Source organism: Rheinheimera sp. 4Y26, assembly GCF_025245835.1.
Lineage (GTDB): Bacteria > Pseudomonadota > Gammaproteobacteria > Enterobacterales > Alteromonadaceae > Pararheinheimera.
Genome location: NZ_JAOBWS010000013.1, coordinates 24,682 through 43,188, shown reverse-complemented (window position 1 = coordinate 43,188; position 18,507 = coordinate 24,682). Strand labels below are relative to the sequence as shown.

Below are 18,507 nucleotides of genomic sequence, written 5' to 3'. Positions count from 1 at the left end.
CTCACTGGGCTGATTTTGATCGCATTTATTCAGTTTTCTGATTAAAGCAGTTTGCTAGTTATTTGTATTGATTTACTAAATTTGCAAAATGACAAACACGATTGAAATGGCTTATGTCATTTCCATTAGTTCCTGCAAGTAATGTGTTGATGTAGGTTGCTGGAGCGATAGGGTCCATAGGGCTTTGGCTTCTCTCAAAATTGAGAAGTTTAGAAATTGGTTCAATCATCAGTTCTTGAGTAGCTTCTGGTGGAAAGGAAGTCCCAAGCAAAATTAATTTGAATAAATCAGGATGCTTAATAGACCAAACTACGATTAGTATTTGAAGCCTAAGGTCTAACCTGCCTCCCTCACACAAAGCGAAAGTGGTGCATATTTTTTCAATTGTTCGAGCCTCAAATGAGTAAAAAATATTCAAGGTTCTAAGGATGCTGCTGAATTCCGCGACAGTCCGTTCATTGATGGTGAATGGCCGGAAAAACTGTTTCACTAAGCTTCCAAAATGAGTATCACTATCTCTAATTTTGGTAATAGGCAGTATTAAATCTAGATTAATGAATTTGTGAAGATATTGACCAGCATCTATATCACTACCAAATTGATGTCTGATTAGTGTGTGCATTTGCTCTTTATGGTATGCAATGACAAACACTAAACCTTTTGCGTTCAAAATATGTTTAGTTGATTCCAAAACTTCTAAAGCAAATTCGGGACGGCATCTATCAAGTTCATCGATTACAACTAAAATTTTGCCATGTTTCGATAATTTCTCAGCTAACTCTAAAACTGCAGTCCGAAAACTCTCCTTTGCAGCTTTTTCTTGCAATCCATTTCTCAGCTTCTCGGATACGTAATTCTCCATGGCAACAGTTGTTTCATCACTTATGATTTTTGCTTGTTCTTCATTTAAAAACGTATTCAAAACTTCATCTGCATCTTGCCTAAGTACAGTCCTTGCCAATGCCTTAAAAAGAATTGCCCCACTTGCAGACGCAACTTTTTTTGCCGTCATGACCACTTTTTCCCGAGCGTCGTGAATATCAACCTTTGAATTTTGGGGAAAAGCCTGAAGTATATGCTGAGTTATGCTGATGAATGGATCACCTGACCTTTCTTGCTCAAAGCAATCAAATATAACAATTGGCAGAGTTATGCTATCTGATGCTGGTTTCAAAAAGTAATTAACAAACGCCGTTTTACCATTTCCCCATTTGGCATCTAGTCCGATACAAAATGGACTTTCAACTTTTGAAGTGACTATATTGACCAACGTCGATGCAAAATCACTGCGGTCATATACATCAACAATTCCCGAATCATCCATTTCAACATCCTATCGTTTAAAGACCATTTAAATCGACGTCAGCCGCATTAATTCCAACAAAACGCCATTATGCCAACACTTAAGATAAAGAGGCTGTAAACACGATACAGGCGTTTTTAACGATTGGTAAGGTGTTCCCGTAAAATCACCAAGATTTCCACACTATCTTGCCATGGGCCTTCGCTAAAGCCGATAAAAGGTCTGGCTTCAATGCCATCCTCTTCACGGCCAAATTGATGGGTTGCTGCATATTCCAGATTGGAGCCAAAAAACAGCTCATTGGCACTGACGTCATAACTTAAGGTGTCACGCAGTGTGCCTTGGTCCTGCAGGATCCTGTCTTCACCTTTTTTGCGGGCTAAAGTTTCTGGTGCCAGTGGTGCCCATGGGGTGCCATCCGGTGCAACTTCCAGTTGAAAGCGTGCCTGGTGAGACTCCAGCAGATATTCACCAACCTGAGCCAGAGCCGGATGCAGGTTCTTCGTGTTGGCCATCAGTTTATTGAGTGTGTCGACTAACTCAGATACACCAGTAAGCTGAGCTGAAAAGGTTATTCCTGCCAACTTGCCTCCGCATTCATATAACGGATATCTTCGGCAGTTTCTGCATCAGCATGCATGCCTTCAATGATACTGCCATAACGGGAGCAGTCTTCTTTATTGGCTTGGTCAAGCTCAGCTTCAAGCGCTGAGATCAAATCCCACCGCTCCTTAAATGGTCTTTCTGAGCGGAATATCTCACGGGCCTTGTCTGACACAGGCGTTTTTTCCTGAGGGCCAAAATCACCGGCCATTGCCTTTTTAATCGCGTCTTCTATCGACATCAGTTCAACGCCTGTTTCATTAATTGGTCAAAGTATAGTGCAACATCTTCACGCCAGGCCGCCAGTGCTTTACGGTTTAAAAGCCACATAACAAAGTGCTCTGCATGCCACTCTTTAAAGTTTTCGGTGCTGTAAACCGTCACCCAGTCAGAGATACCGCTTTTTGCTAGTCCGGTTTTGTAGTGCAACTGATGGCCCATTTCATGGAGCCAATCCGACAGCACCGCGCCGTCGCTACCATCTGTCACCTGCTTTCTGATGATATCGGATAAAGTCCAGGCTGCTTTGTCGCTCTGTTTATTAATAATTGCCAAATCCACAGCCCGGCGCATTTCATTAATTGCAGCCCTGCTTAAAGCGTTGCCAGCGTTTGTTTTGACAACTACATGATTAAAACTCCTTGAGGTAAACCCATTGGCATATAAGTAACCTTTGGTGGTTAAGCGCTGCAGAGGGTGAAACTCCGTCTTTGCGTCCAGGTAATCATTAACATCAGACAATATCTTGGTCGGCGCTATCGCCTTTGGATTCATCTGCGCCTGAGTGATAAACAGCGTTTTAATATCGTGTTTGTGCAGGAACTGCGACAGCTGCTGTACTTGCGGGCCAGCTGAGGTTGCTGCAAGTTCGGTCAGCTTTTCATTCAGACGATGGATATTCACACCAGGTACAGTGCTAAAAGCTGATGGTGCCAGACGTTCTGGTAAGCGCTCAGCAAGAGGTTGTTTATCGGCCAACTGCTGTTTGATTTGTTCGCTTGGCTTGCTGGCTCCGGGCGCATAGTCAAAGCCTGGATCAATGCCTTTTGGCACCTGGTGAACTTCGCCGGTCTTTTTATCAACCCAATCCCGCATAGGAATTTCCGGCTCGTTAGATACCTTTAAACCTTTGCGTTCAATGCTTTGTTTTGTCTCGCCAATGACTTTGCATTTACAGCCCCAGCCATTTTGCGGAAACCATATCTGCCAAAAAGCTGCTGTTTTAGGCAGTACCAAGTTGTGGTGTTTTTGATGGTCCGGCCTTGGGTAACGGCTATCGCCATGCACATATCGCCAGAACTCGAACTGCTGCAGTTGCTGGTAACGGCCGGCGTTATAAGCCTGGCGCATGTTGGTATCGTAAATAACCCGCGCCCGCCAGGCAGCATCACCGTTATGCTCCCAGCCAGTGCGTTTAACAATGTTTTTAAACTCGCTTTGAAACCACTTTAAACTGCGCCCTTCCGCTATTGCTGCATCAACCGCCTGGCGTAAATCGGCCAGTAAGTCTGACTTCATTGCACCAGCTACCATAAAGGCGGCGTCATGCTGTTCACGCCAAACATCAGCCCAGCGCTCACTTGGCAGGTTGAGCTTTGCCCTGAAATAGGCAATGGCCTCTTTAAATGGCAGGCTGCCGTAATGGGCTGTTGGTTTTACTGCTGCCATCAGTTACCTGCAGCAACATCAAAACGGCCCGCCAATTCAGCAGTACTGAGCGCCAGTTGCATCACTTCGGCAAGTTCAGACTCATCCAGCTTACCTTCAAGTTGAAGCAGCTGTTGCAGCAAATCTTCCAGACTTGTGGCGTTGGCCACTAACTCTTCTACCGGTTTTAATAGCTTTTGCATTACCGGCGCTGACTTTACTCTCAACTGCGCCGCAAACTGGTCGGCTAAATCCTTTTCCGGGACTTCTGCTTTCAGGCTGGCAATGGCTAACCGCAGTGCAGCTGTTTTATCTGAAGGCGCAGGCACTGCAGGTGCTGCAGCGACGCCCAGCACTGCTTCGCCATTTTCTGCCTGTGGGATAGACAATTTGCCATGTGCCCAGGCTGAAGGGATTTTCATACCCAGGCCAACCAAGGCCGGTAATGATTCGCTAAAGAGCTTAATGTCTTCAGCTTCTTCAATATCAAACTTAATTTGCGGCAACCGGCGTGGATCGCCGTTATAAGACTTGCCATTGAGCATATGCATAGGCCAAAGCAAATCGCGGTTAAGCGTGCTGGCCAGCTGGCGTAAGTCATGGTTGCGGATATCCAGCCGCACTTCGTTATGCACATTGCCCAGGGCTTGACTGCCGGAACTATCGACCTGAGCCGTTAGCGTCTGACCTAAAATCACCTTGGATTGAATACGCTCACACCAAGACATCATGGTCATAAACGGCTCACCACCGCCTTTGGCCGCTTCAATAAAGTCCATTTCCATGCCTTTGGGCATAATGCCGGCGCTGTTATGGCCAACACTCCACACAGCCTGCAGCAACCGGTTCTTTTCATCGGGGCTAGCGCCTGCCGGATATTTACCAATGCGGATCGGAATACCATAAATCTCTAAGAACTCAGCTAAATCGCGCACTGAGTAATTTTTAAAGATAAAGGGCCAGGCAAGTTGCCGGATAAGACCAGACCTTGCCACATAGCCACTTTTGGCAGCATGCCGGTGTTGGATCCAGCCAAACGGCTCAAGGGCTTCGCCTTCAACCGTGCCATTTCGAAGCACCAGCTTATCCTGATTATGCGGCGACAACTGAAACCAGGTGGCAGGCCGGTGCTGAAAATCAGCCGGCAACCGGAAGTCGTGATACCGCTCCCAGTGAAACTCTATATTGCTAAAACCCTTCAATATGCCGTCGGCCATGTTAAACAGCACATCTTCAAAGTTAGGGATATCGGTCAGCACATCGTTGTAATTGGCAGCGTCTTTCTTTTCCTGGGCGCTGGCATTACGGGGTGGCTCTACTCTGAAAGGCACACTGGTTAACGCCATCCGGCGTTTAAACAATTCGGCATAGATATGGCCGTCTTTTTCTTCAACATCTTCAGCCAGGTAACACTGGCCCAGCAAATTGCCCTGCTCGGCGTCGGTCATAATGGCCGCAAGGGTAACAGGCGTTAAACCACGGCTTGGATGCTCAGCGAACTCGCGGCGCAACTGCATAATGCGTGGGCTGTTATCGGTTTGTTTCTGTTTTTCGCGCACCCGGTACGTGGTGCCATTTTTATCTGTTTGCATTACCAACATCCTGCTGCGGATTGCATTTCTGAGGGGGCATCTTTGTTTTGAGTGAGTGCTGTAATAGAGGTAAAGTCGATTTCGCCGCCTTCCATCCAGCTGGCGCGCACGGCCATGGCAAGAGCTACTGCAAAGTCGCCGTGGCGCTGCTGGCCATCACTCCCCTTGCCGGATCCTTTTTCAATTTGCGGCACACCGTTTCTCATCTGGATTTTGCAAAGATCGTCGATGATGTCCTGGTGGCGAGGAATTTCGATAAAGCCATCGTCAAACTCAGCTTTAAGCTTGGGCATCCATTCGCGATACCAGGCTTGGCTCAGCATTACGCAATCCACCATTTCAGTGCCAAATTTCAGCCTGGCAGATTCAGCCAGATAACCGCCGTTACCGGTGCTATCAAAGGCCGAAGCGGTAAAGCGTGGCAGGCGCTCCAGAATAAACATTAAAATCTGGCGCTGTGCTTCATAGGTGCCGTTGGATATTTCCACTACAAAAGGCACCCGTTTGGTTAAGTCGGGCCGGATAGTCAGCGGCACAAATACCGACAAGTCGCCTTTGCGGGCAAAGTCTTCACCAAAAACATGCCGGCAGTCTTTAGGCAACTGCTCCAGTAAATACAGCACGTTGTTTTCAAGCCATTCGCTGACAATGCGTTGGCGCTCAACTTCTGATTTCAGTTCAAAGTCTTTGGGGGCCGTAAAACGCACAATCGGAATACTGCGGTCTTTGACCATGGCACGCTCTATCAGCGTGCGCTTGAGGTAGATACCGGCTCCAGCTTTGGGCACGCAGTAATATTCTTCCAGGGCGTCTTCTTCAGTCGCGGTGTCCTTTAACAAACCCGCTTTCCATTCGTCTTCTTTTTCCTGTGTCCAGGGCAGTTTGCGTGTCTGGCAAATACGCTGATAAAGGCCGTCTTTACAGGCATCATCAAGCGTTATGGTATGCACCGAATAACGTTTTTTGCCGGCGCGGCTGTCCTGCACCAGTTGATTAAACAGGTTTTCAATACCGTTGTGAGTGCTGATTAAACGGACTTTGCTGCCCCACATGGTCAATGCCAGGGCGGCTTTTAATACTTCTGCCAGACGCTCATGGAATGCTGCTTCATCAATGGTGACATTGCCCTGCATACCACGCAGGTTTGATGGATTGGAGCTTAGCGCCTGGATTTTATAACCACTGGCAAAATGCACCACAAAGGTCAGGATCTCTTTGCCTTCCTGACCACCGTCCACAAACACTTCTTCCTGAATTTCAGAGCCGGCTTTATTAAAAACCCGCGCCCACATGGCAGCCGCTTCAATAAACTCGCGGGCCATTTCTTTGTTGCTGCCCACATAAAAATGGTTGCAGCCACCATCCTGACGCCTCGTTGATGCACACAATACGGCATCACAGGCTTCAGCCCAGGTGATACCAGTTCGCCGGCTTTTCTCAGCAATTTTGAGTGGGCTTTCATCTGCCACCCAGCGTTTTTGGTAGCCCAGCAGCACCTCTGCCGGATTAAACTGACTGAGCTGGCTTACATGATGATCAACAGATTCAGCCACGGCCTGAGCTATAGGCGTTACTGCTAACACTGCAGCGGCAGCCACGCTGGCAACAGCATTGGGCAGTTTCATCAGGCGATCCCCAAAATTTCACGTTTAAGAGCAGCCACACCATCTGCGGTTAAGCCAGCCTGTTTCGCTACCTTTTCAGCAGCTTCGGCCGCTTCAGCTGCAAACAACTGCCGGATTTCTTTTTCACGCTTATGGCTTTGCATTGCCGCCGCTTCCAGTCGCTGGGCGGCTAACATGGCGTCTTTAATCAGACCAATATCCATTTCCTCAGCGCTGGACTGCTGCATCATGGCTTTGAATAACTGAGTGCGGCCAATCTCCAGGATCATCTTGCTGACATCACCTGTGGGTTTGTCGCCAAGCTGCGCCACCAGGGCGTTACTGACTTCGCGCAGTTCCCGGATATCTTTGCCGATGGTTTCTAAGTGAGTGGCGTAACGGTTCAGGCCAGAACGGCTTATTTTCAGCTCTGTCTTTTCTTCTTCTGGTAACTGGCTTTGTTCAATTAGGTCGTTGATGTAATCCAGCACATCTTGCTGGGTCAGGCGGCCATCACGCAGCTTGCTGTCCAGCTCGCGCCGGATCTCTTCGGGTAACAGATGGATTTTGCTGCGACGGCCCCTGGTGACTTTATCATTCATTGGGGCACCTTTTATTTTGGCGTTGGGCGTTTGATCCCAGGAATGCGGGCACGGCCATTGGCTGCGTCTAAACCACGTTCGGTTAGTTTTGCTACCTGCACAGAGCCAACCTTGTCAAGCTGCACACAGCCCTGCTCACTCAGCCAGGCTAATTGCGTCCGCAGTTGGTCCCTGCTGATATCAAGCCCCAGCGCGTTCACACCATCATGCAAAATGGATTCATTCAGGTCATACCCGGAATCCTCAGCCAGCAGGCGTAAAATGGCCAGCCGCTGATGTTCGGTCATCAATTCCTGCAACATCAGGATTTCCCTCTAAGTTCGTTCTCAATTAATAAATCCAGCTTTTGGTCGACACTTCGCATCCGGTCATGCACGTTGCCGATTTTGCCGACCAGCTCGGACACTTTTTTATCCAGTTTGTGAAATTCGTCCTGGTCCGGTATGTACTCCATCTTTAACTCCAGTGTGCCCAGGCGTTTTTCCTGAGCTTCCACTGTTTCTTTCAGAGCCGCTGTGGCCTGTTTGTTTTGCTTGGTGGGTTTACTTACCAGCACATAAAGGCCAATCAAGGCGGTAAAAACAACCTGAGCAAGGTCTAACCAAAACTTGGCACCGCTGTAATTGATGTCATCAAACAAAGTGTTTTCCTATGCGTTCACGGATGGTTTGACAGTCAATGCAGCACACGGCCGTTGGCACAGCTGCAATGCGTTTGGGCGGGATTTGAATGCCACAATCGTTACAGTAATAATTGCCCAGTTCGTCTATTTCCTGAGATTCAAGCGGTTTGCTAAGAGCCGATTGCAGCGCCTGTTCGCGCTGCTGCTGCTCCAGTTCGGCAGCGCGGTCAATTAAATCTGTCATGCCGGTTTACCTGGTTTTTGTGCACTGCTTTTACCAAAGGGAGCAAAGCCGTCTAGTGTTCGCAGGCCCATGTAACTGAGTGCAGGGGTATAAATGGCCAAAGCCATAGCCCAGTCTGCACCTGTGCTGCTTTTACCAAAGGCCAGCAACAATTCCATCGCAATGACGTACAGCGAGCCTATATAAAATGACTGCCGAGCCATTAATGGCCTGGTGCGGCGCACATATTCATCGGTGGCGTTGTCACCGTTTCGGATAGTGAGCTGCGTTTCTTTATGGGTTGCTTGCTGATCGCTGTAAGCCAGCTCCTGGCGTCGAGTCTGTTCTTTTTCCAGTTCAATTTTCAGCTGCTCCAGACCCAATAAAACTTCAGGTGGCATGGCAGCAATTTTCTCTGCTGTTTTAGCAATCTTTTGCTCTGGGCTCAGCCCTGCAATATTGCCAACTTGCTCCACAATATCGGCCACTTTGCTTGCGGTATCGTTGCCACCAAACAGCGAGGCAATACCCCGGATCACGTTTGGCCCCTGGCGAATAGCCATGGTGGCTATGCTGGTAATCAGTGCTATCGACATTCAACTGCTCCTAATTTCAGAATTTCCCGCAGACGCTTGTTGGCTCTGAGTTGTTCGCCGATAGACTGGGGAGGGTTAATAAATTGCTGGATTTCAACTGGGGTTGGACTGTGCCAGCCCTTGTCGAACATGGCTTGCATGGTGGCGTCGCGGCTATGTAAAGCCGGCTTTTCTGCAGAGGAAACTGAACCGGTATATACCGCCTTTTCGGCTTCAAACCTTGCCTGGCGGCCACGCTGGTAACTCCAGTCAGCATTGCGACCCATAGTTAATACCGCTCAATCCGAAGTTGCACTTCATCGTTGCCGACCAGTACCAGCAGCTTTTCAAGAGCTTTGCGCGACTCCATCACGGCCCAATCGTTGTCGATGGCACCAAAATAATTACCTGGTGCAATACAACCTTTTAGCTCTGATGGCCGGTTGGCAGCATGAAATAAACAGTGGGTGCGAAGGCTTGGGCCTGCAGGAGTAACACCAAGTGAAGGTGCGCTAATAATCAGGCATCTACCAAAACGTGGGCTTACATGGGCCGATACAACATAGTCACCTGCCGGCACACAGCTGCGGCCAACTTCGTTGTTTAGCCAGGGGCATTCAGCAGTTACACAAAGCCTTTCGCCGGTAGTTGCATTAAACAACTCGCCATAAGTGCCATGTGGGAATGAAAAGGTTTTTAAACGGAGTTTTAAGGGCTGGGACATCGGCCTAATCTGCGGTTAATGGGGGTTAACCGCAGATTAGTTGTTGGTCATAATGGACTTCACTTAAAGAGTTTTGCTAATTTCATTACGTCTCTAAGTGTATTTCGCCAAATTTCAATTGGCAGGTAACGTCCTAGAGTGCGTTTTGGGCTTTTTCTTTTTTCTTTTACTAATTAACTCATCTATATTGCTCGGTATTTGCACCCCCAAATCCCCTTCAGGGCTTGACTTAGCAAGGTTGACATTAAAAGAAGACATCCCCCATCGCTCAAGTACCCAAATTAATCCTTCGAAATAACTTTTATCCTTTTCCCTTGCTAACTTTATGATGAAAAATGCTTTCAACTCAATAACCTGCATAAATGAACTGAAACATTGCAGAACTAAGTTTTCATCCAAATCACGTGCTTTAACCCCTTGGGCTAAAAACTCATAATAATTAAGCAGGTAACAAACTCCGTCATACGCATCACGAATATTTTTAGGCAGGTTAGAAAACGATCTTTCGTCAGTTGTGGTTGTAACGTCACCTAATACCGCTAATTCCTTAGAAATAAAGCGGTTACCCCGATATACTTTGGTAAATGCCGCTAATCGATCTAAATAGGATGCACTCATTCGGGACTGCATAATAATATTCAAAGTGTGCGATTTTCTTGCGTTGTTAGCATGGTTAATGTTTTGAATCCACCAGCCCATCGCTATTACAGATGATGAAACCAAAATTGACAGGGCCGTTTGAAAGAGCGGGTTATACTTGATTATTAAATAACCAATAATCAATTCTACAATAATTATGACCCCAAAGACCTTTAACAGCCTAACTGACTCTGGATAAGCTTTCGCTAGTCTCAAACATGTGAGTGGAACTGCAGCCGTTACAAGTGACGCAAATGTGATGAACTGCATGACATCCAGCAGTGAGTCTCTCGCATTTGTGTTATTACTAACTGTGGTAAAATCAGGATGGTAAAAATAAATAAATGCGTATATCAGTGCGCTAAAAATGGATATGCCAAACGAACAAACCGCAACATTCTTAATCACTATGCAACTCCCTGCTTTTAACTTAATCAGACTTACAAAAAACTAAGGTCCCAAAATGGGACCTTAGAGGGTAGTATTAAGATTGAGATTTATCAACCTAATCCGTAACCTACTAAATAATTTAATTTATTCACTACTGTCATGGCGATTTTCTCCAATTTCATGAAATTTAACTTTTCGACAATCCTATCGAATCGTTGGTGATATTTTTTATTATTTTGAATTACACGAATTGTACCGTGTATTCATTTTAGTTTAATCAAAGTCTTCAGAAAAACCAAAGCAAGAAAGCAGCTTACGCTGCAACCACTTTTTAACTCGACCATTTCGAGTCACACTTTTCTGAGAAAGAGCTCTACATCAAGATGTAGGGGGGCTCCATCACAGGAGTTCCCAATGGGAATTTACCTTAGGTCCCCGTATTTAGTCAATTAATGTAGAGATTAATTTTTAGACGTTATAGTGTTGTGATGAGCGTTTTAAAAAATCTTCGGTTACAACATGTAAAACTCAATGATGGATTGACGTTTCCTATATTAAAAAATATTCAGCTGCCGCCGTGCCCGCTCGGCCGTAGTCTGCTCACGAACTATATGGTAAATCTGAATTGAGGTTAGGCCATACTGGCGTGCCAACTGCTCAGTATTGCCGCCCCGGTGTTGCTGGTAAATCCGGATATTTCTAAGCTCCAGCGCCAGCTTGTCATTACGTGGTAAATACAGCTGCATGCCACCAAAGTAGTTTGCCAGGCAAATTACCAGGTGTTCAGCCAACCGCTCAGGTTCCTTGGCTCCTTTACTACGCAGTTCGCTGGCAAATAAGGCCATCAGGCTTTGCAGCATTGCCGGAATGCGCTTGACAACATCCTGGCGCTGTTCGTCAGGCAAACTCTCCAGTTGCTGCAGTAAATCCTGCAGCTCTTCCGGTGTAGAAAAGGCGTCTAACTGCTGCTCACTCATAAGTCCACCTTTGTAATTACTCTGCCGCCCAGCTGCTGAATACGCTGCTCAAACAGGCGCTTATCTTCTTCTGCTGATAGCTGATGCTGATGTTTTATTTCCATACTGGGTGAATGCTGCACCACCGGTGCCTGTGCTTTTGCTTCCAACACCCGCTTTAAATAGTTGTGGTTGGCCATAGGTTTATTGTCACCCTGATGGCGCTTGGAATGTATGCTTTGCACTGTCTCACGCATAGCTTCGGCCAGTAGTGGCTGATTGCTGGTTAGCTCCAAAGCCTCAAGTGCCAGGTTATAGGCGCGGCTATTGGATAAATCCTGTTTAGCCGGACGAAACAAACCAATGTAACTAACCAGTACCGGCCCTAAGCGATAGCCCAGTTTTGATACCAAGCCCAACAACTGGCGGCCAGACTCATCCTGCACCAGTTGGTCCAGGTGCAAATGGCTGTGACAGACAGGGCAACGACCTAATTTCATGGCTGTTGCTCCTGTGTTTGGCCATGCACCCGGTGCCATTTGTCAAGCAACACCTGGTAACTGGCCTGCTGGTAAACCTCAACGCCCTGGCGCTGTAATGCTTCATACATACAGCGGCGGCACCAGCGTTTTAATGACTCAAGCATTTTTGAGGCGTCAGCACCCTGCAACCATTGAACTTCGGCAATACCCTCGCCGCCGTTCTGCTGGGCAGTCATGCGTTTTACCCAGGCATTCAGTGCGACTTCGCTGCCATCATCAATAAAACCGGCCTTGGCCATAAAAATCCAAATGGCACGCATTACAGCGCGTTCATCCTTTACAGCTGTTTTTGTAGCTGGGCTTAAGCGCTTTTTAACACCGTTTTTTGCCGGTTTTAATTCGGCTTTAAAACCCAGTTTAACCATGGCATCCAGCACTGTTTGCAGCTCAGTTACCGATAAGTTGATACTGCTTGTTTTGCCTTTGCCGTGGTGCGCCAATAAGGCCCTGTAGCTTTCATCGGCCATTTGCAAATTGCTTTTGGCTATGTGGATCATCTGAATTAACCACTTACGCGATGATTTTTTTGATTCGAACATATACAACCTTTTCGCTGCTCTTCAGTACCCAGCCACGACGCTAGATAGACAACCCGGTCACCAATACCGGGCTGTTTCGCTTTAGTTCGACTTGTGGGTTCGGATATATTCCTGCAGTTGTTCCAGACTCTCGCAGTTGTTTTCAAACCAGAACAGCAGCTGCTCTTCTTCAAGTCCGGCGCTTTGCTCTATGCCTTTAATCAGGCTTTCATAACCTGGCACGGTTGGCCAAACGTCCAGTTGGTAGGTTGCACAGAGTGCAACCATGTGCTGACGCAATTCCCACAGGGCCTGTGTTAGTTGATCCACCCTGTCGCCTCCCCGTTTGGCAGCTCGCCATTACCCAACACCCAAAGCAGTGCTGCCGCTACGCCTTGCTCAAAGGTTTCACCTGGATGGTTGGTGGTGTACTGCTCGTGAATGCTCAGCGACACCGCAATTTCTTGCGCTATTGCTTCATCTGTTGGGCGCAGGGTCTGCTTTTTGACTGTTTGGCTCATACCTGCACCGCCGCAATATCCAGTGGAATGGCGCGGTATTGATCGGTGTCGCCAATACGCTCATAAACCCTGATGTATGACTTGCTGCCAACCACCTGCACGGCTTCACTAATGGCCTGCATGGCCTTCACCCAGCGCTCGTCTTTAATATCCAGCCGGCGTAAACCCAGTACACGGCCGGTGCTGATATTGCCTTGTTTGTCGGCATCAAAAGCGCCGTTCACAATAGCCTTTAGCTCGGGCGCCGCCTGTGCAGTCCAATCTTTCAGGCATTCGTCAATTAAGGCTTTGGCGGCCTGCAGGCGCTCGTCAAAGCTAATATGCTCCTGAATAGCTCGTTGAATTTTGTAACGGCCATCAAAGGTATACAGCGTTACATTGCCTTTTTTGCCGCCCATGCTGGTGTCGTATTGCTCCAGCGATAGGTCAATAAACGCCTGAATGTCGCCAAAAGCTTCAGCTTTAAAAGCCGCCATAAACTTGCTTAACTCAGTGGCCTTAGCCACCAGTGCCTTCACTAAACTATCGCGCTCACGGTCAATAGGTTTAATCATCGACTCCGGAATTAAAGAGCCTTTAGCGTCCTGCCAGTAGCCGGCAGGAATTAATGCTGCATGAGCTGCAACTTGTGTAGATGTATCCATGGGGAATCCTCTTGCGATGGTATTTGGTGGGTTAAATCAGTTATTGAATACTTAACGGGTCTGCTTTCCAGGTCACCAAACAGCCTTCAAATCTGGCTGACTGGATACGCTCCGGCGCATTGCCCCTTTCTTTCACACATAGCACTTCAGCCCCATTCAGAATGCGGTGCTTGGGCGGTGTATTGATGGTGATCACCGGTGTTGACTGGTTTAAGCTGATACCAATCACCTGGTAGCCGCACTTGTCCAACCGGTTTACTGCGTTAGTTGCATCACGCAACGCCAGCTTGATTTCGTTTGCTTTGTTCATGTGCATTCTCACTTCAATAACTTGTTATATTTGGCAGCCAGGCTATGCAGCTCGTCTTGCAGCAACTCCAATAAACGTGCGCGACTCCCCTCATTTTCAGCTTGCCTGGTAAGCCTGTTAATCACCGCACTGGCATCGTACTTAGCACTTGAAGTGCCTCGGTTTGCTAATGCATCAAGCTGTACATTTTGAGTAACAGGCAAATCAGAGTTTTCACATCCACTTCGACATGACCGATATAGCCGCAGCTTCTGAGGGTTACTTGTAAACTCATTTTTCTGATGGCGATGGCATTCGTGCCATGCAATTTCACCAAGCACCGGGCAAATAACTGTTTTTTTCAAAAACACGCTTTCGACAAGAGCCTGAATCCTCGCCATATCACCAGGGTATTTTTCGTTTACTACCTGGCTTACTGTGGTATTGCTGATCCCTAATTTGTCAGCGACACTGCGCTGGCCATTAAGATCAACTTGCTCACGTAACACAGCAAGCCACTTCATTCCTGACCTCCAACTTGCTGGAAGGGATAAAGCTTCTGTTCGTTTTGATCCCAAAATCCCTCACTCCGTCGCAAAATAGGTGCTTTAGGGCCAGTTTCACGACGCAATACCCAAGCCCCCTCTTCACCAATTCGCTCCTGATTGCTTTTGTTTTCGCGGCTGGGACGTCGACAGCTGACATAACCCGCTTTTTCTAATGAATTTAAATAGCGATAGACAGTCCGTTCGGAGACCTGAGTCACAGCCACAATCATGCTGACAGTGGCAACGCGGTTAATTCGGAGGCTATTCCAAATTAACTGCTGCCCAGTTTTGCCTTTTCTCAGCCGCTTATTTCCAACTGTCCCACCCCGACCAAACTGGGGTTTGGCATCGTTGCTGGCTATCACTTTGTAGACAAAGGGACGCCCTGCGACGCCAATACCACTAATCACTTGCACACAGCCTTTTTCTTCAAGTCTTTTAATTGATTTACGGCAGAGTTCGATATCCATATCCACTGCATTAGCTACTTCAGAAACCAAAAAACAATCCTTTTGTTTCATATAGTTCCACGCTAATTCGTGTTTATTCATCTGAATATCCTCGGTCTAACGGCGATGACTCAAGAACAAAGGACGGTCTCCCCAGCTATGCAAATCGACATAATCTTCATCACTAGCCAATGCAGCACGCTCAATCTTTTCTAAAGCGATTAAGATGCGGCGCACTTCACCAGCTGACTTTGAGCGGATGTATTCGAGCAGGTCTTCTGCCACTTTTACTCTTTCATCAAGCAGCTCAATGGCAAACAAATTAACGTCTTCAATATCAGCGGCCTTAAATTCAACCCATTCACTGATGCGGTTAAAAAGCTGCTTGCGGTGTGAGATTCGACGTGCAATTTCCTCCATACCAATAAGCACTACTGGCTGTTCTGTGCTGTCATATAAATCTCGGATGGTTTCCATCGTTTTTGCCTGGCCAACAATGTGATCAGCTTCATCGACAAATAACGCCAGCCCTTTCTCATTCATATTACGAATGATGTAATCGACCATTTTGCGAAGAGGGAACATTGGGTCAGCGCCCATTTCATTCATAATCCTTGCAAGGATGCTGCTGGCTGTGTCGGTGGCATAGCAACGAACATATAAAGGCTGATGGCCTGACAAGGTTAATTCGTTAAACATGTAAGTCACTGTCGTGGTTTTGCCGAACCCAGATGGGCCATGAATCAACCCAATCCCAGGGGTGATCATGCTGCGGGATTGCAGGTTTTCAAACATAGCCTGCGTTCGCAGCACATTTTTTACTTCTACCGTTTTATGTTTCATCCGTTATACTCCGTGTTGTAAGTGGCCTTGCTCTGGTACAGCTTGGCCGGTTGCCGGGAGACGCACCTTTGTTAACCGTTGGCGCGTCTACCCTCTTCTAAAATTCTGTCTAATCGTTTTCTGGTCATGGTGTGGGTTAGCCGGAACTTATGTAGCCAGTCTTGTTCGCGTTCAGTTAGCTCCCTAATCAAGCTCTCTCTTGTGAGCCATTCCGCTTGTTCGTGTTCAGTTCGAAGCACTTTGCTTGATTGCTCGTTGAGTACTTCTTTGCGTCGCTCCAATTCGTCACGTCGGGCACTGATAGCCAACAATTCCTCTTCTGAATAACTACTCTCAGACTTACTGGCTAACAGACTGGTCGCACTTTTACTCAATGCGCTTAGTGCGGCATTGGAGGTATCGACTTGTGTAGGGTTAAAACCAACAATTGCCTGATTGGCTAATTTCTTCTGAGCTAGCTCTACTGCTGCCAGTTGGTTGATGCCAAATTGCTGCTGCAACGTTTCGGCAGTTCTTTTAAAATCGCGCAAACCTTTCATGGCATTTTTACGGCGCTCTCTGAATTCAGCTGGGTCAATATCACGACCAATAAGGTCCATGTTTACTGCTTCCACATAGGTCTCGCCCCACGCATCCACCGGATAAAGTGTTGCTCTGCCGACATCTGACGGATCAAGGAACACTCGAACCTCTTTTCTGTTCCAAGTGCTTTCCATCAGTTCAGGAGCAGTAAATCTGATGCCCATAATTGATACACCGCCACGCACTACTGTTGCTGTTCCGGCAAAATTAAGCAGCAAGTCCAAGCTATGTGGATTTTCAGGCAGTTGCGGGCGGTAACCTGATTCTGCATAAACCTGTAATGGTGATTTACCAGCTAAACCAGAGTGAGGTTTATGGTGGTAGTCATAGGTCAAATAATCATCGAGGATTTCTTGCAGCTCACCAGGCGTTAGTGACAACTCCAACAACTTACGCTCACGGTTGCGCCGTTCTGAACCGATACTTTCAGCAAAACTCTGCATATCCTGCAGGCGTTTTTTATCTGCAACGTTATGACCAACATAAGCAGGCAATTTCTCCATCAAGCCATGGCTTATGGTTTTAAAAGCACGTTCAATAAACGGTTTTTCCCAACCGCTAAAAGCAGTGGCTTTGCTCTGATTAAGATTCAACATATTGAACAAACCAGAGGTTTTTTTACTCACATAATCACTACCATTGTCTGTACGGATCAGACTTTCCGGCTCTGGAATGCCCCAGGTCAAAAGGCACTTTCGCATTAACAGACAAATGCCTTCGCTGTTTGATGTTGGCATTAACGTCAGCATTAAACGGCGAGTAAAAACGTCTATTGCGCCGATAATGCTATAGCGACGAGCTTTGCCATTAACGTTTAGCTGCACATCCGTAGGCGTAGAATCAAGCTCCCAAACTTGATTTGGACCTGATACCCATGGATACATCGTGCCAAATAGCGGCCTATGTGAGTTATTGAACTCGCGCGGGTTGGTTGCATAAGCCAACTCAGTAACGAGTTGTTCTTTTACCTTCTTTAAATGCCTCGCAACTGAACTTACTGACACTGTGGGCCAATGAGGGAAGCTCTCAGCTTTTTTTACAGAGATAAGGTTATGTACTTCTTTTGGCTTATCAGCAAAATGTGGTTTAGCTGTTACAACAGCTAATACGAACTGCGTTAGTTCTGTGTGCTTGTCGAATTTGCTGGTAACTGCACTTTTGTATTTACCAGCCAGCGCGGCAACACCATCTTTTGCTGCAGTCGATTTCCAACGCCTTAAAGTTACTGGGCTTACCGATGGAATTAGTGTTTTGATCCACGCATCCACTGCAATCAGGCCCTTGTTGTACTGTTCACAAAACTGATTTTCACCAGTTGTGCCCTGGCGCTTTTTTGCAAAAGGAGCAACAAATTTATCCATGACCTGAAGCAAACATAATTTGGCCTGCGCCAGATTTTGTTTTTCTTCTGAAAGAGAACTCAGCTCACGTAAAAGCCTTTCTGATTCACGCTGTTTCCTCTTTGTACGAGCGTTTTCCTCTGCATCTATCTGACTTACAAACTGTTGGTATACAGGCGCAACATCACCAGTTAATTCTTTTCCTGAGTTTAAAAACTCAACGGTTTCCTGTGGCAGGCTATTAATGTTGAATTCAACACCTTTACCTTTTAATTTTGGCCGTTGCTCCCAGGATTGTTTTGTGGCGCGCAGCAACACTGCCCGCTCAGTTTTTGGCATGCCTGGAGAGCCTGCCAGTTCGGCTGCTGAAAACCAGTTCTTAGACATTATTTCAACTTCCGAGCGTAGCGACTTGGCCAAATAATTTCCGGTTCAGTACCAATAGCATCGGCAACCAACCGCTCTCCCTTGGGCCAATGAGTAACCAATACGTTGTAAAGGGTGCCGCTTTGCAATCCATGCTTTCTGGATAAAGACGCCATTGACCAGCCTGCCTTTTTAAGGGAGGAGATCACATCAGCTCTGTGCCAGTCTTTGCTTTCCATTCCAATTCTCCGCAATTTCAATTAACCTTTTAACAGTTCTACTAAGCGTAGTTGCTTATTAGTTTATATATAAACTTCGGTTTATCAATCGGTTCATTTCAAGATTTCTGTTTATTTCTTATAAAACTTTGTTTTATAAAGAAATT

General features: G+C 46.9%; 26 protein-coding genes and 1 other RNA gene. All 27 read right to left on the bottom strand.

Annotated features, from left to right (window positions below):
• Positions 1-58: 58 nt before the first annotated feature.
• The 27 genes from N3Z11_RS15075 to N3Z11_RS14945 all read right to left on the bottom strand — a co-directional run bounded on the left by N3Z11_RS15075 (position 59) and on the right by N3Z11_RS14945 (position 18,361).
• Entirely contained in the window at positions 59-1,324 is a 1,266-nt protein-coding gene (locus tag N3Z11_RS15075) for a KAP family NTPase (protein WP_260658027.1), read from the bottom strand.
• 116 nt (positions 1,325-1,440) lie between these two features.
• Complete coding sequence (locus tag N3Z11_RS15070; RefSeq protein ID WP_260658026.1) at positions 1,441-1,887, bottom strand: phage virion morphogenesis protein; 447 nt, start codon at positions 1,885-1,887, stop codon at positions 1,441-1,443.
• A complete protein-coding gene (locus N3Z11_RS15065; RefSeq protein ID WP_260658025.1) occupies positions 1,875-2,147 on the bottom strand; it encodes a hypothetical protein in 273 nt (90 codons plus the stop codon). The genes N3Z11_RS15070 and N3Z11_RS15065 overlap by 13 nt, the downstream gene beginning before the upstream one ends.
• Positions 2,147-3,574 (bottom strand): phage head morphogenesis protein, encoded by a 1,428-nt coding sequence (locus N3Z11_RS15060; protein ID WP_260658024.1) that lies wholly within the window; start codon positions 3,572-3,574, stop codon positions 2,147-2,149. The genes N3Z11_RS15065 and N3Z11_RS15060 overlap by 1 nt, the downstream gene beginning before the upstream one ends.
• Positions 3,574-5,145 carry a DUF935 domain-containing protein gene (locus N3Z11_RS15055; RefSeq protein WP_260658023.1) on the bottom strand — a complete coding sequence of 524 codons (1,572 nt, stop codon included), beginning with the start codon at positions 5,143-5,145 and terminating at the stop codon, positions 3,574-3,576. The genes N3Z11_RS15060 and N3Z11_RS15055 overlap by 1 nt, the downstream gene beginning before the upstream one ends.
• Positions 5,145-6,770: a terminase large subunit domain-containing protein gene (locus tag N3Z11_RS15050; RefSeq protein ID WP_260658022.1), complete on the bottom strand. Its 1,626-nt coding sequence runs from the start codon at positions 6,768-6,770 to the stop codon at positions 5,145-5,147. The genes N3Z11_RS15055 and N3Z11_RS15050 overlap by 1 nt, the downstream gene beginning before the upstream one ends.
• A complete protein-coding gene (locus tag N3Z11_RS15045; protein WP_260658021.1) occupies positions 6,770-7,351 on the bottom strand; it encodes a DUF3486 family protein in 582 nt (193 codons plus the stop codon). Before N3Z11_RS15045 ends, N3Z11_RS15050 begins: the two co-directional genes overlap by 1 nt.
• A gap of 11 nt (positions 7,352-7,362) precedes the next feature.
• On the bottom strand, positions 7,363-7,653 hold the full coding sequence (locus N3Z11_RS15040) for an ArsR family transcriptional regulator (protein ID WP_260658020.1): 291 nt from the start codon (positions 7,651-7,653) through the stop codon (positions 7,363-7,365).
• Positions 7,653-7,991 (bottom strand): DUF2730 domain-containing protein, encoded by a 339-nt coding sequence (locus tag N3Z11_RS15035; protein ID WP_260658019.1) that lies wholly within the window; start codon positions 7,989-7,991, stop codon positions 7,653-7,655. The genes N3Z11_RS15040 and N3Z11_RS15035 overlap by 1 nt, the downstream gene beginning before the upstream one ends.
• Positions 7,984-8,217 (bottom strand): TraR/DksA family transcriptional regulator, encoded by a 234-nt coding sequence (locus N3Z11_RS15030; protein ID WP_260658018.1) that lies wholly within the window; start codon positions 8,215-8,217, stop codon positions 7,984-7,986. The genes N3Z11_RS15035 and N3Z11_RS15030 overlap by 8 nt, the downstream gene beginning before the upstream one ends.
• A complete protein-coding gene (locus tag N3Z11_RS15025) occupies positions 8,214-8,792 on the bottom strand; it encodes a hypothetical protein (RefSeq protein WP_260658017.1) in 579 nt (192 codons plus the stop codon). Before N3Z11_RS15025 ends, N3Z11_RS15030 begins: the two co-directional genes overlap by 4 nt.
• Positions 8,783-9,058, bottom strand: a complete 276-nt coding sequence (locus tag N3Z11_RS15020; protein ID WP_260658016.1) for a hypothetical protein — start codon at positions 9,056-9,058, stop codon at positions 8,783-8,785. Before N3Z11_RS15020 ends, N3Z11_RS15025 begins: the two co-directional genes overlap by 10 nt.
• A 2-nt stretch (positions 9,059-9,060) precedes the next feature.
• On the bottom strand, positions 9,061-9,495 hold the full coding sequence (locus N3Z11_RS15015) for a DUF5675 family protein (RefSeq protein ID WP_260658015.1): 435 nt from the start codon (positions 9,493-9,495) through the stop codon (positions 9,061-9,063).
• A 114-nt stretch (positions 9,496-9,609) separates the two neighbouring features.
• Positions 9,610-10,542 carry a DUF4760 domain-containing protein gene (locus N3Z11_RS15010; RefSeq protein ID WP_260658014.1) on the bottom strand — a complete coding sequence of 311 codons (933 nt, stop codon included), beginning with the start codon at positions 10,540-10,542 and terminating at the stop codon, positions 9,610-9,612.
• Between the two features lie 536 nt (positions 10,543-11,078).
• A complete protein-coding gene (locus N3Z11_RS15005) occupies positions 11,079-11,501 on the bottom strand; it encodes a Mor transcription activator family protein (RefSeq protein ID WP_260658013.1) in 423 nt (140 codons plus the stop codon).
• The gene (locus N3Z11_RS15000; RefSeq protein ID WP_260658012.1) at positions 11,498-11,980 is read right to left on the bottom strand and encodes a hypothetical protein; all 483 of its coding nucleotides are present in this window, start codon (positions 11,978-11,980) and stop codon (positions 11,498-11,500) included. Before N3Z11_RS15000 ends, N3Z11_RS15005 begins: the two co-directional genes overlap by 4 nt.
• Positions 11,977-12,561, bottom strand: a complete 585-nt coding sequence (locus N3Z11_RS14995; protein WP_260658011.1) for a gp16 family protein — start codon at positions 12,559-12,561, stop codon at positions 11,977-11,979. The genes N3Z11_RS15000 and N3Z11_RS14995 overlap by 4 nt, the downstream gene beginning before the upstream one ends.
• Positions 12,562-12,569: 8 nt before the next feature.
• Positions 12,570-12,643, bottom strand: an RNA gene (locus N3Z11_RS14990) — hammerhead ribozyme type II.
• Positions 12,643-12,870 (bottom strand): hypothetical protein, encoded by a 228-nt coding sequence (locus N3Z11_RS14985; RefSeq protein ID WP_260658010.1) that lies wholly within the window; start codon positions 12,868-12,870, stop codon positions 12,643-12,645. Before N3Z11_RS14985 ends, N3Z11_RS14990 begins: the two co-directional genes overlap by 1 nt.
• The gene (locus N3Z11_RS14980; RefSeq protein ID WP_260658009.1) at positions 12,858-13,061 is read right to left on the bottom strand and encodes a hypothetical protein; all 204 of its coding nucleotides are present in this window, start codon (positions 13,059-13,061) and stop codon (positions 12,858-12,860) included. The genes N3Z11_RS14985 and N3Z11_RS14980 overlap by 13 nt, the downstream gene beginning before the upstream one ends.
• Positions 13,058-13,705, bottom strand: a complete 648-nt coding sequence (locus tag N3Z11_RS14975) for a DUF3164 family protein (RefSeq protein ID WP_260658008.1) — start codon at positions 13,703-13,705, stop codon at positions 13,058-13,060. Before N3Z11_RS14975 ends, N3Z11_RS14980 begins: the two co-directional genes overlap by 4 nt.
• A 40-nt stretch (positions 13,706-13,745) precedes the next feature.
• Positions 13,746-14,015, bottom strand: a complete 270-nt coding sequence (locus N3Z11_RS14970) for a hypothetical protein (protein WP_260658007.1) — start codon at positions 14,013-14,015, stop codon at positions 13,746-13,748.
• Positions 14,016-14,023: 8 nt separating this feature from the next.
• The gene (locus N3Z11_RS14965; protein ID WP_260658006.1) at positions 14,024-14,518 is read right to left on the bottom strand and encodes a helix-turn-helix transcriptional regulator; all 495 of its coding nucleotides are present in this window, start codon (positions 14,516-14,518) and stop codon (positions 14,024-14,026) included.
• Positions 14,515-15,093, bottom strand: coding sequence for a hypothetical protein (locus N3Z11_RS14960; RefSeq protein WP_260658005.1), 579 nt, complete (start codon positions 15,091-15,093; stop codon positions 14,515-14,517). Before N3Z11_RS14960 ends, N3Z11_RS14965 begins: the two co-directional genes overlap by 4 nt.
• A gap of 15 nt (positions 15,094-15,108) precedes the next feature.
• Positions 15,109-15,834: an AAA family ATPase gene (locus N3Z11_RS14955; RefSeq protein ID WP_260658004.1), complete on the bottom strand. Its 726-nt coding sequence runs from the start codon at positions 15,832-15,834 to the stop codon at positions 15,109-15,111.
• Between the two features lie 71 nt (positions 15,835-15,905).
• Positions 15,906-18,143 (bottom strand): DNA-binding protein, encoded by a 2,238-nt coding sequence (locus N3Z11_RS14950; protein ID WP_260658003.1) that lies wholly within the window; start codon positions 18,141-18,143, stop codon positions 15,906-15,908.
• Entirely contained in the window at positions 18,143-18,361 is a 219-nt protein-coding gene (locus tag N3Z11_RS14945) for a transcriptional regulator (protein ID WP_260658002.1), read from the bottom strand. The genes N3Z11_RS14950 and N3Z11_RS14945 overlap by 1 nt, the downstream gene beginning before the upstream one ends.
• Between the last annotated feature and the right edge of the window lie 146 nt (positions 18,362-18,507).

What these genes read in the sequence shown, in the direction of transcription:
- N3Z11_RS15075 (WP_260658027.1), bottom strand. Translation starts at nt 1,324, where the DNA reads ATGGATGATTCGGGAATTGTTGATGTATATGACCGCAGTGATTTTGCA.
- N3Z11_RS15065 (WP_260658025.1), bottom strand. Translation starts at nt 2,147, where the DNA reads ATGTCGATAGAAGACGCGATTAAAAAGGCAATGGCCGGTGATTTTGGC.
- N3Z11_RS15060 (WP_260658024.1), bottom strand. Translation starts at nt 3,574, where the DNA reads ATGGCAGCAGTAAAACCAACAGCCCATTACGGCAGCCTGCCATTTAAA.
- N3Z11_RS15055 (WP_260658023.1), bottom strand. Translation starts at nt 5,145, where the DNA reads ATGCAAACAGATAAAAATGGCACCACGTACCGGGTGCGCGAAAAACAG.
- N3Z11_RS15050 (WP_260658022.1), bottom strand. Translation starts at nt 6,770, where the DNA reads ATGAAACTGCCCAATGCTGTTGCCAGCGTGGCTGCCGCTGCAGTGTTA.
- N3Z11_RS15045 (WP_260658021.1), bottom strand. Translation starts at nt 7,351, where the DNA reads ATGAATGATAAAGTCACCAGGGGCCGTCGCAGCAAAATCCATCTGTTA.
- N3Z11_RS15040 (WP_260658020.1), bottom strand. Translation starts at nt 7,653, where the DNA reads ATGTTGCAGGAATTGATGACCGAACATCAGCGGCTGGCCATTTTACGC.
- N3Z11_RS15030 (WP_260658018.1), bottom strand. Translation starts at nt 8,217, where the DNA reads ATGACAGATTTAATTGACCGCGCTGCCGAACTGGAGCAGCAGCAGCGC.
- N3Z11_RS15025 (WP_260658017.1), bottom strand. Translation starts at nt 8,792, where the DNA reads ATGTCGATAGCACTGATTACCAGCATAGCCACCATGGCTATTCGCCAG.
- N3Z11_RS15020 (WP_260658016.1), bottom strand. Translation starts at nt 9,058, where the DNA reads ATGGGTCGCAATGCTGACTGGAGTTACCAGCGTGGCCGCCAGGCAAGG.
- N3Z11_RS15015 (WP_260658015.1), bottom strand. Translation starts at nt 9,495, where the DNA reads ATGTCCCAGCCCTTAAAACTCCGTTTAAAAACCTTTTCATTCCCACAT.
- N3Z11_RS15005 (WP_260658013.1), bottom strand. Translation starts at nt 11,501, where the DNA reads ATGAGTGAGCAGCAGTTAGACGCCTTTTCTACACCGGAAGAGCTGCAG.
- N3Z11_RS15000 (WP_260658012.1), bottom strand. Translation starts at nt 11,980, where the DNA reads ATGAAATTAGGTCGTTGCCCTGTCTGTCACAGCCATTTGCACCTGGAC.
- N3Z11_RS14995 (WP_260658011.1), bottom strand. Translation starts at nt 12,561, where the DNA reads ATGTTCGAATCAAAAAAATCATCGCGTAAGTGGTTAATTCAGATGATC.
- N3Z11_RS14980 (WP_260658009.1), bottom strand. Translation starts at nt 13,061, where the DNA reads ATGAGCCAAACAGTCAAAAAGCAGACCCTGCGCCCAACAGATGAAGCA.
- N3Z11_RS14975 (WP_260658008.1), bottom strand. Translation starts at nt 13,705, where the DNA reads ATGGATACATCTACACAAGTTGCAGCTCATGCAGCATTAATTCCTGCC.
- N3Z11_RS14970 (WP_260658007.1), bottom strand. Translation starts at nt 14,015, where the DNA reads ATGAACAAAGCAAACGAAATCAAGCTGGCGTTGCGTGATGCAACTAAC.
- N3Z11_RS14965 (WP_260658006.1), bottom strand. Translation starts at nt 14,518, where the DNA reads ATGAAGTGGCTTGCTGTGTTACGTGAGCAAGTTGATCTTAATGGCCAG.
- N3Z11_RS14960 (WP_260658005.1), bottom strand. Translation starts at nt 15,093, where the DNA reads ATGAATAAACACGAATTAGCGTGGAACTATATGAAACAAAAGGATTGT.
- N3Z11_RS14955 (WP_260658004.1), bottom strand. Translation starts at nt 15,834, where the DNA reads ATGAAACATAAAACGGTAGAAGTAAAAAATGTGCTGCGAACGCAGGCT.
- N3Z11_RS14950 (WP_260658003.1), bottom strand. Translation starts at nt 18,143, where the DNA reads ATGTCTAAGAACTGGTTTTCAGCAGCCGAACTGGCAGGCTCTCCAGGC.
- N3Z11_RS14945 (WP_260658002.1), bottom strand. Translation starts at nt 18,361, where the DNA reads ATGGAAAGCAAAGACTGGCACAGAGCTGATGTGATCTCCTCCCTTAAA.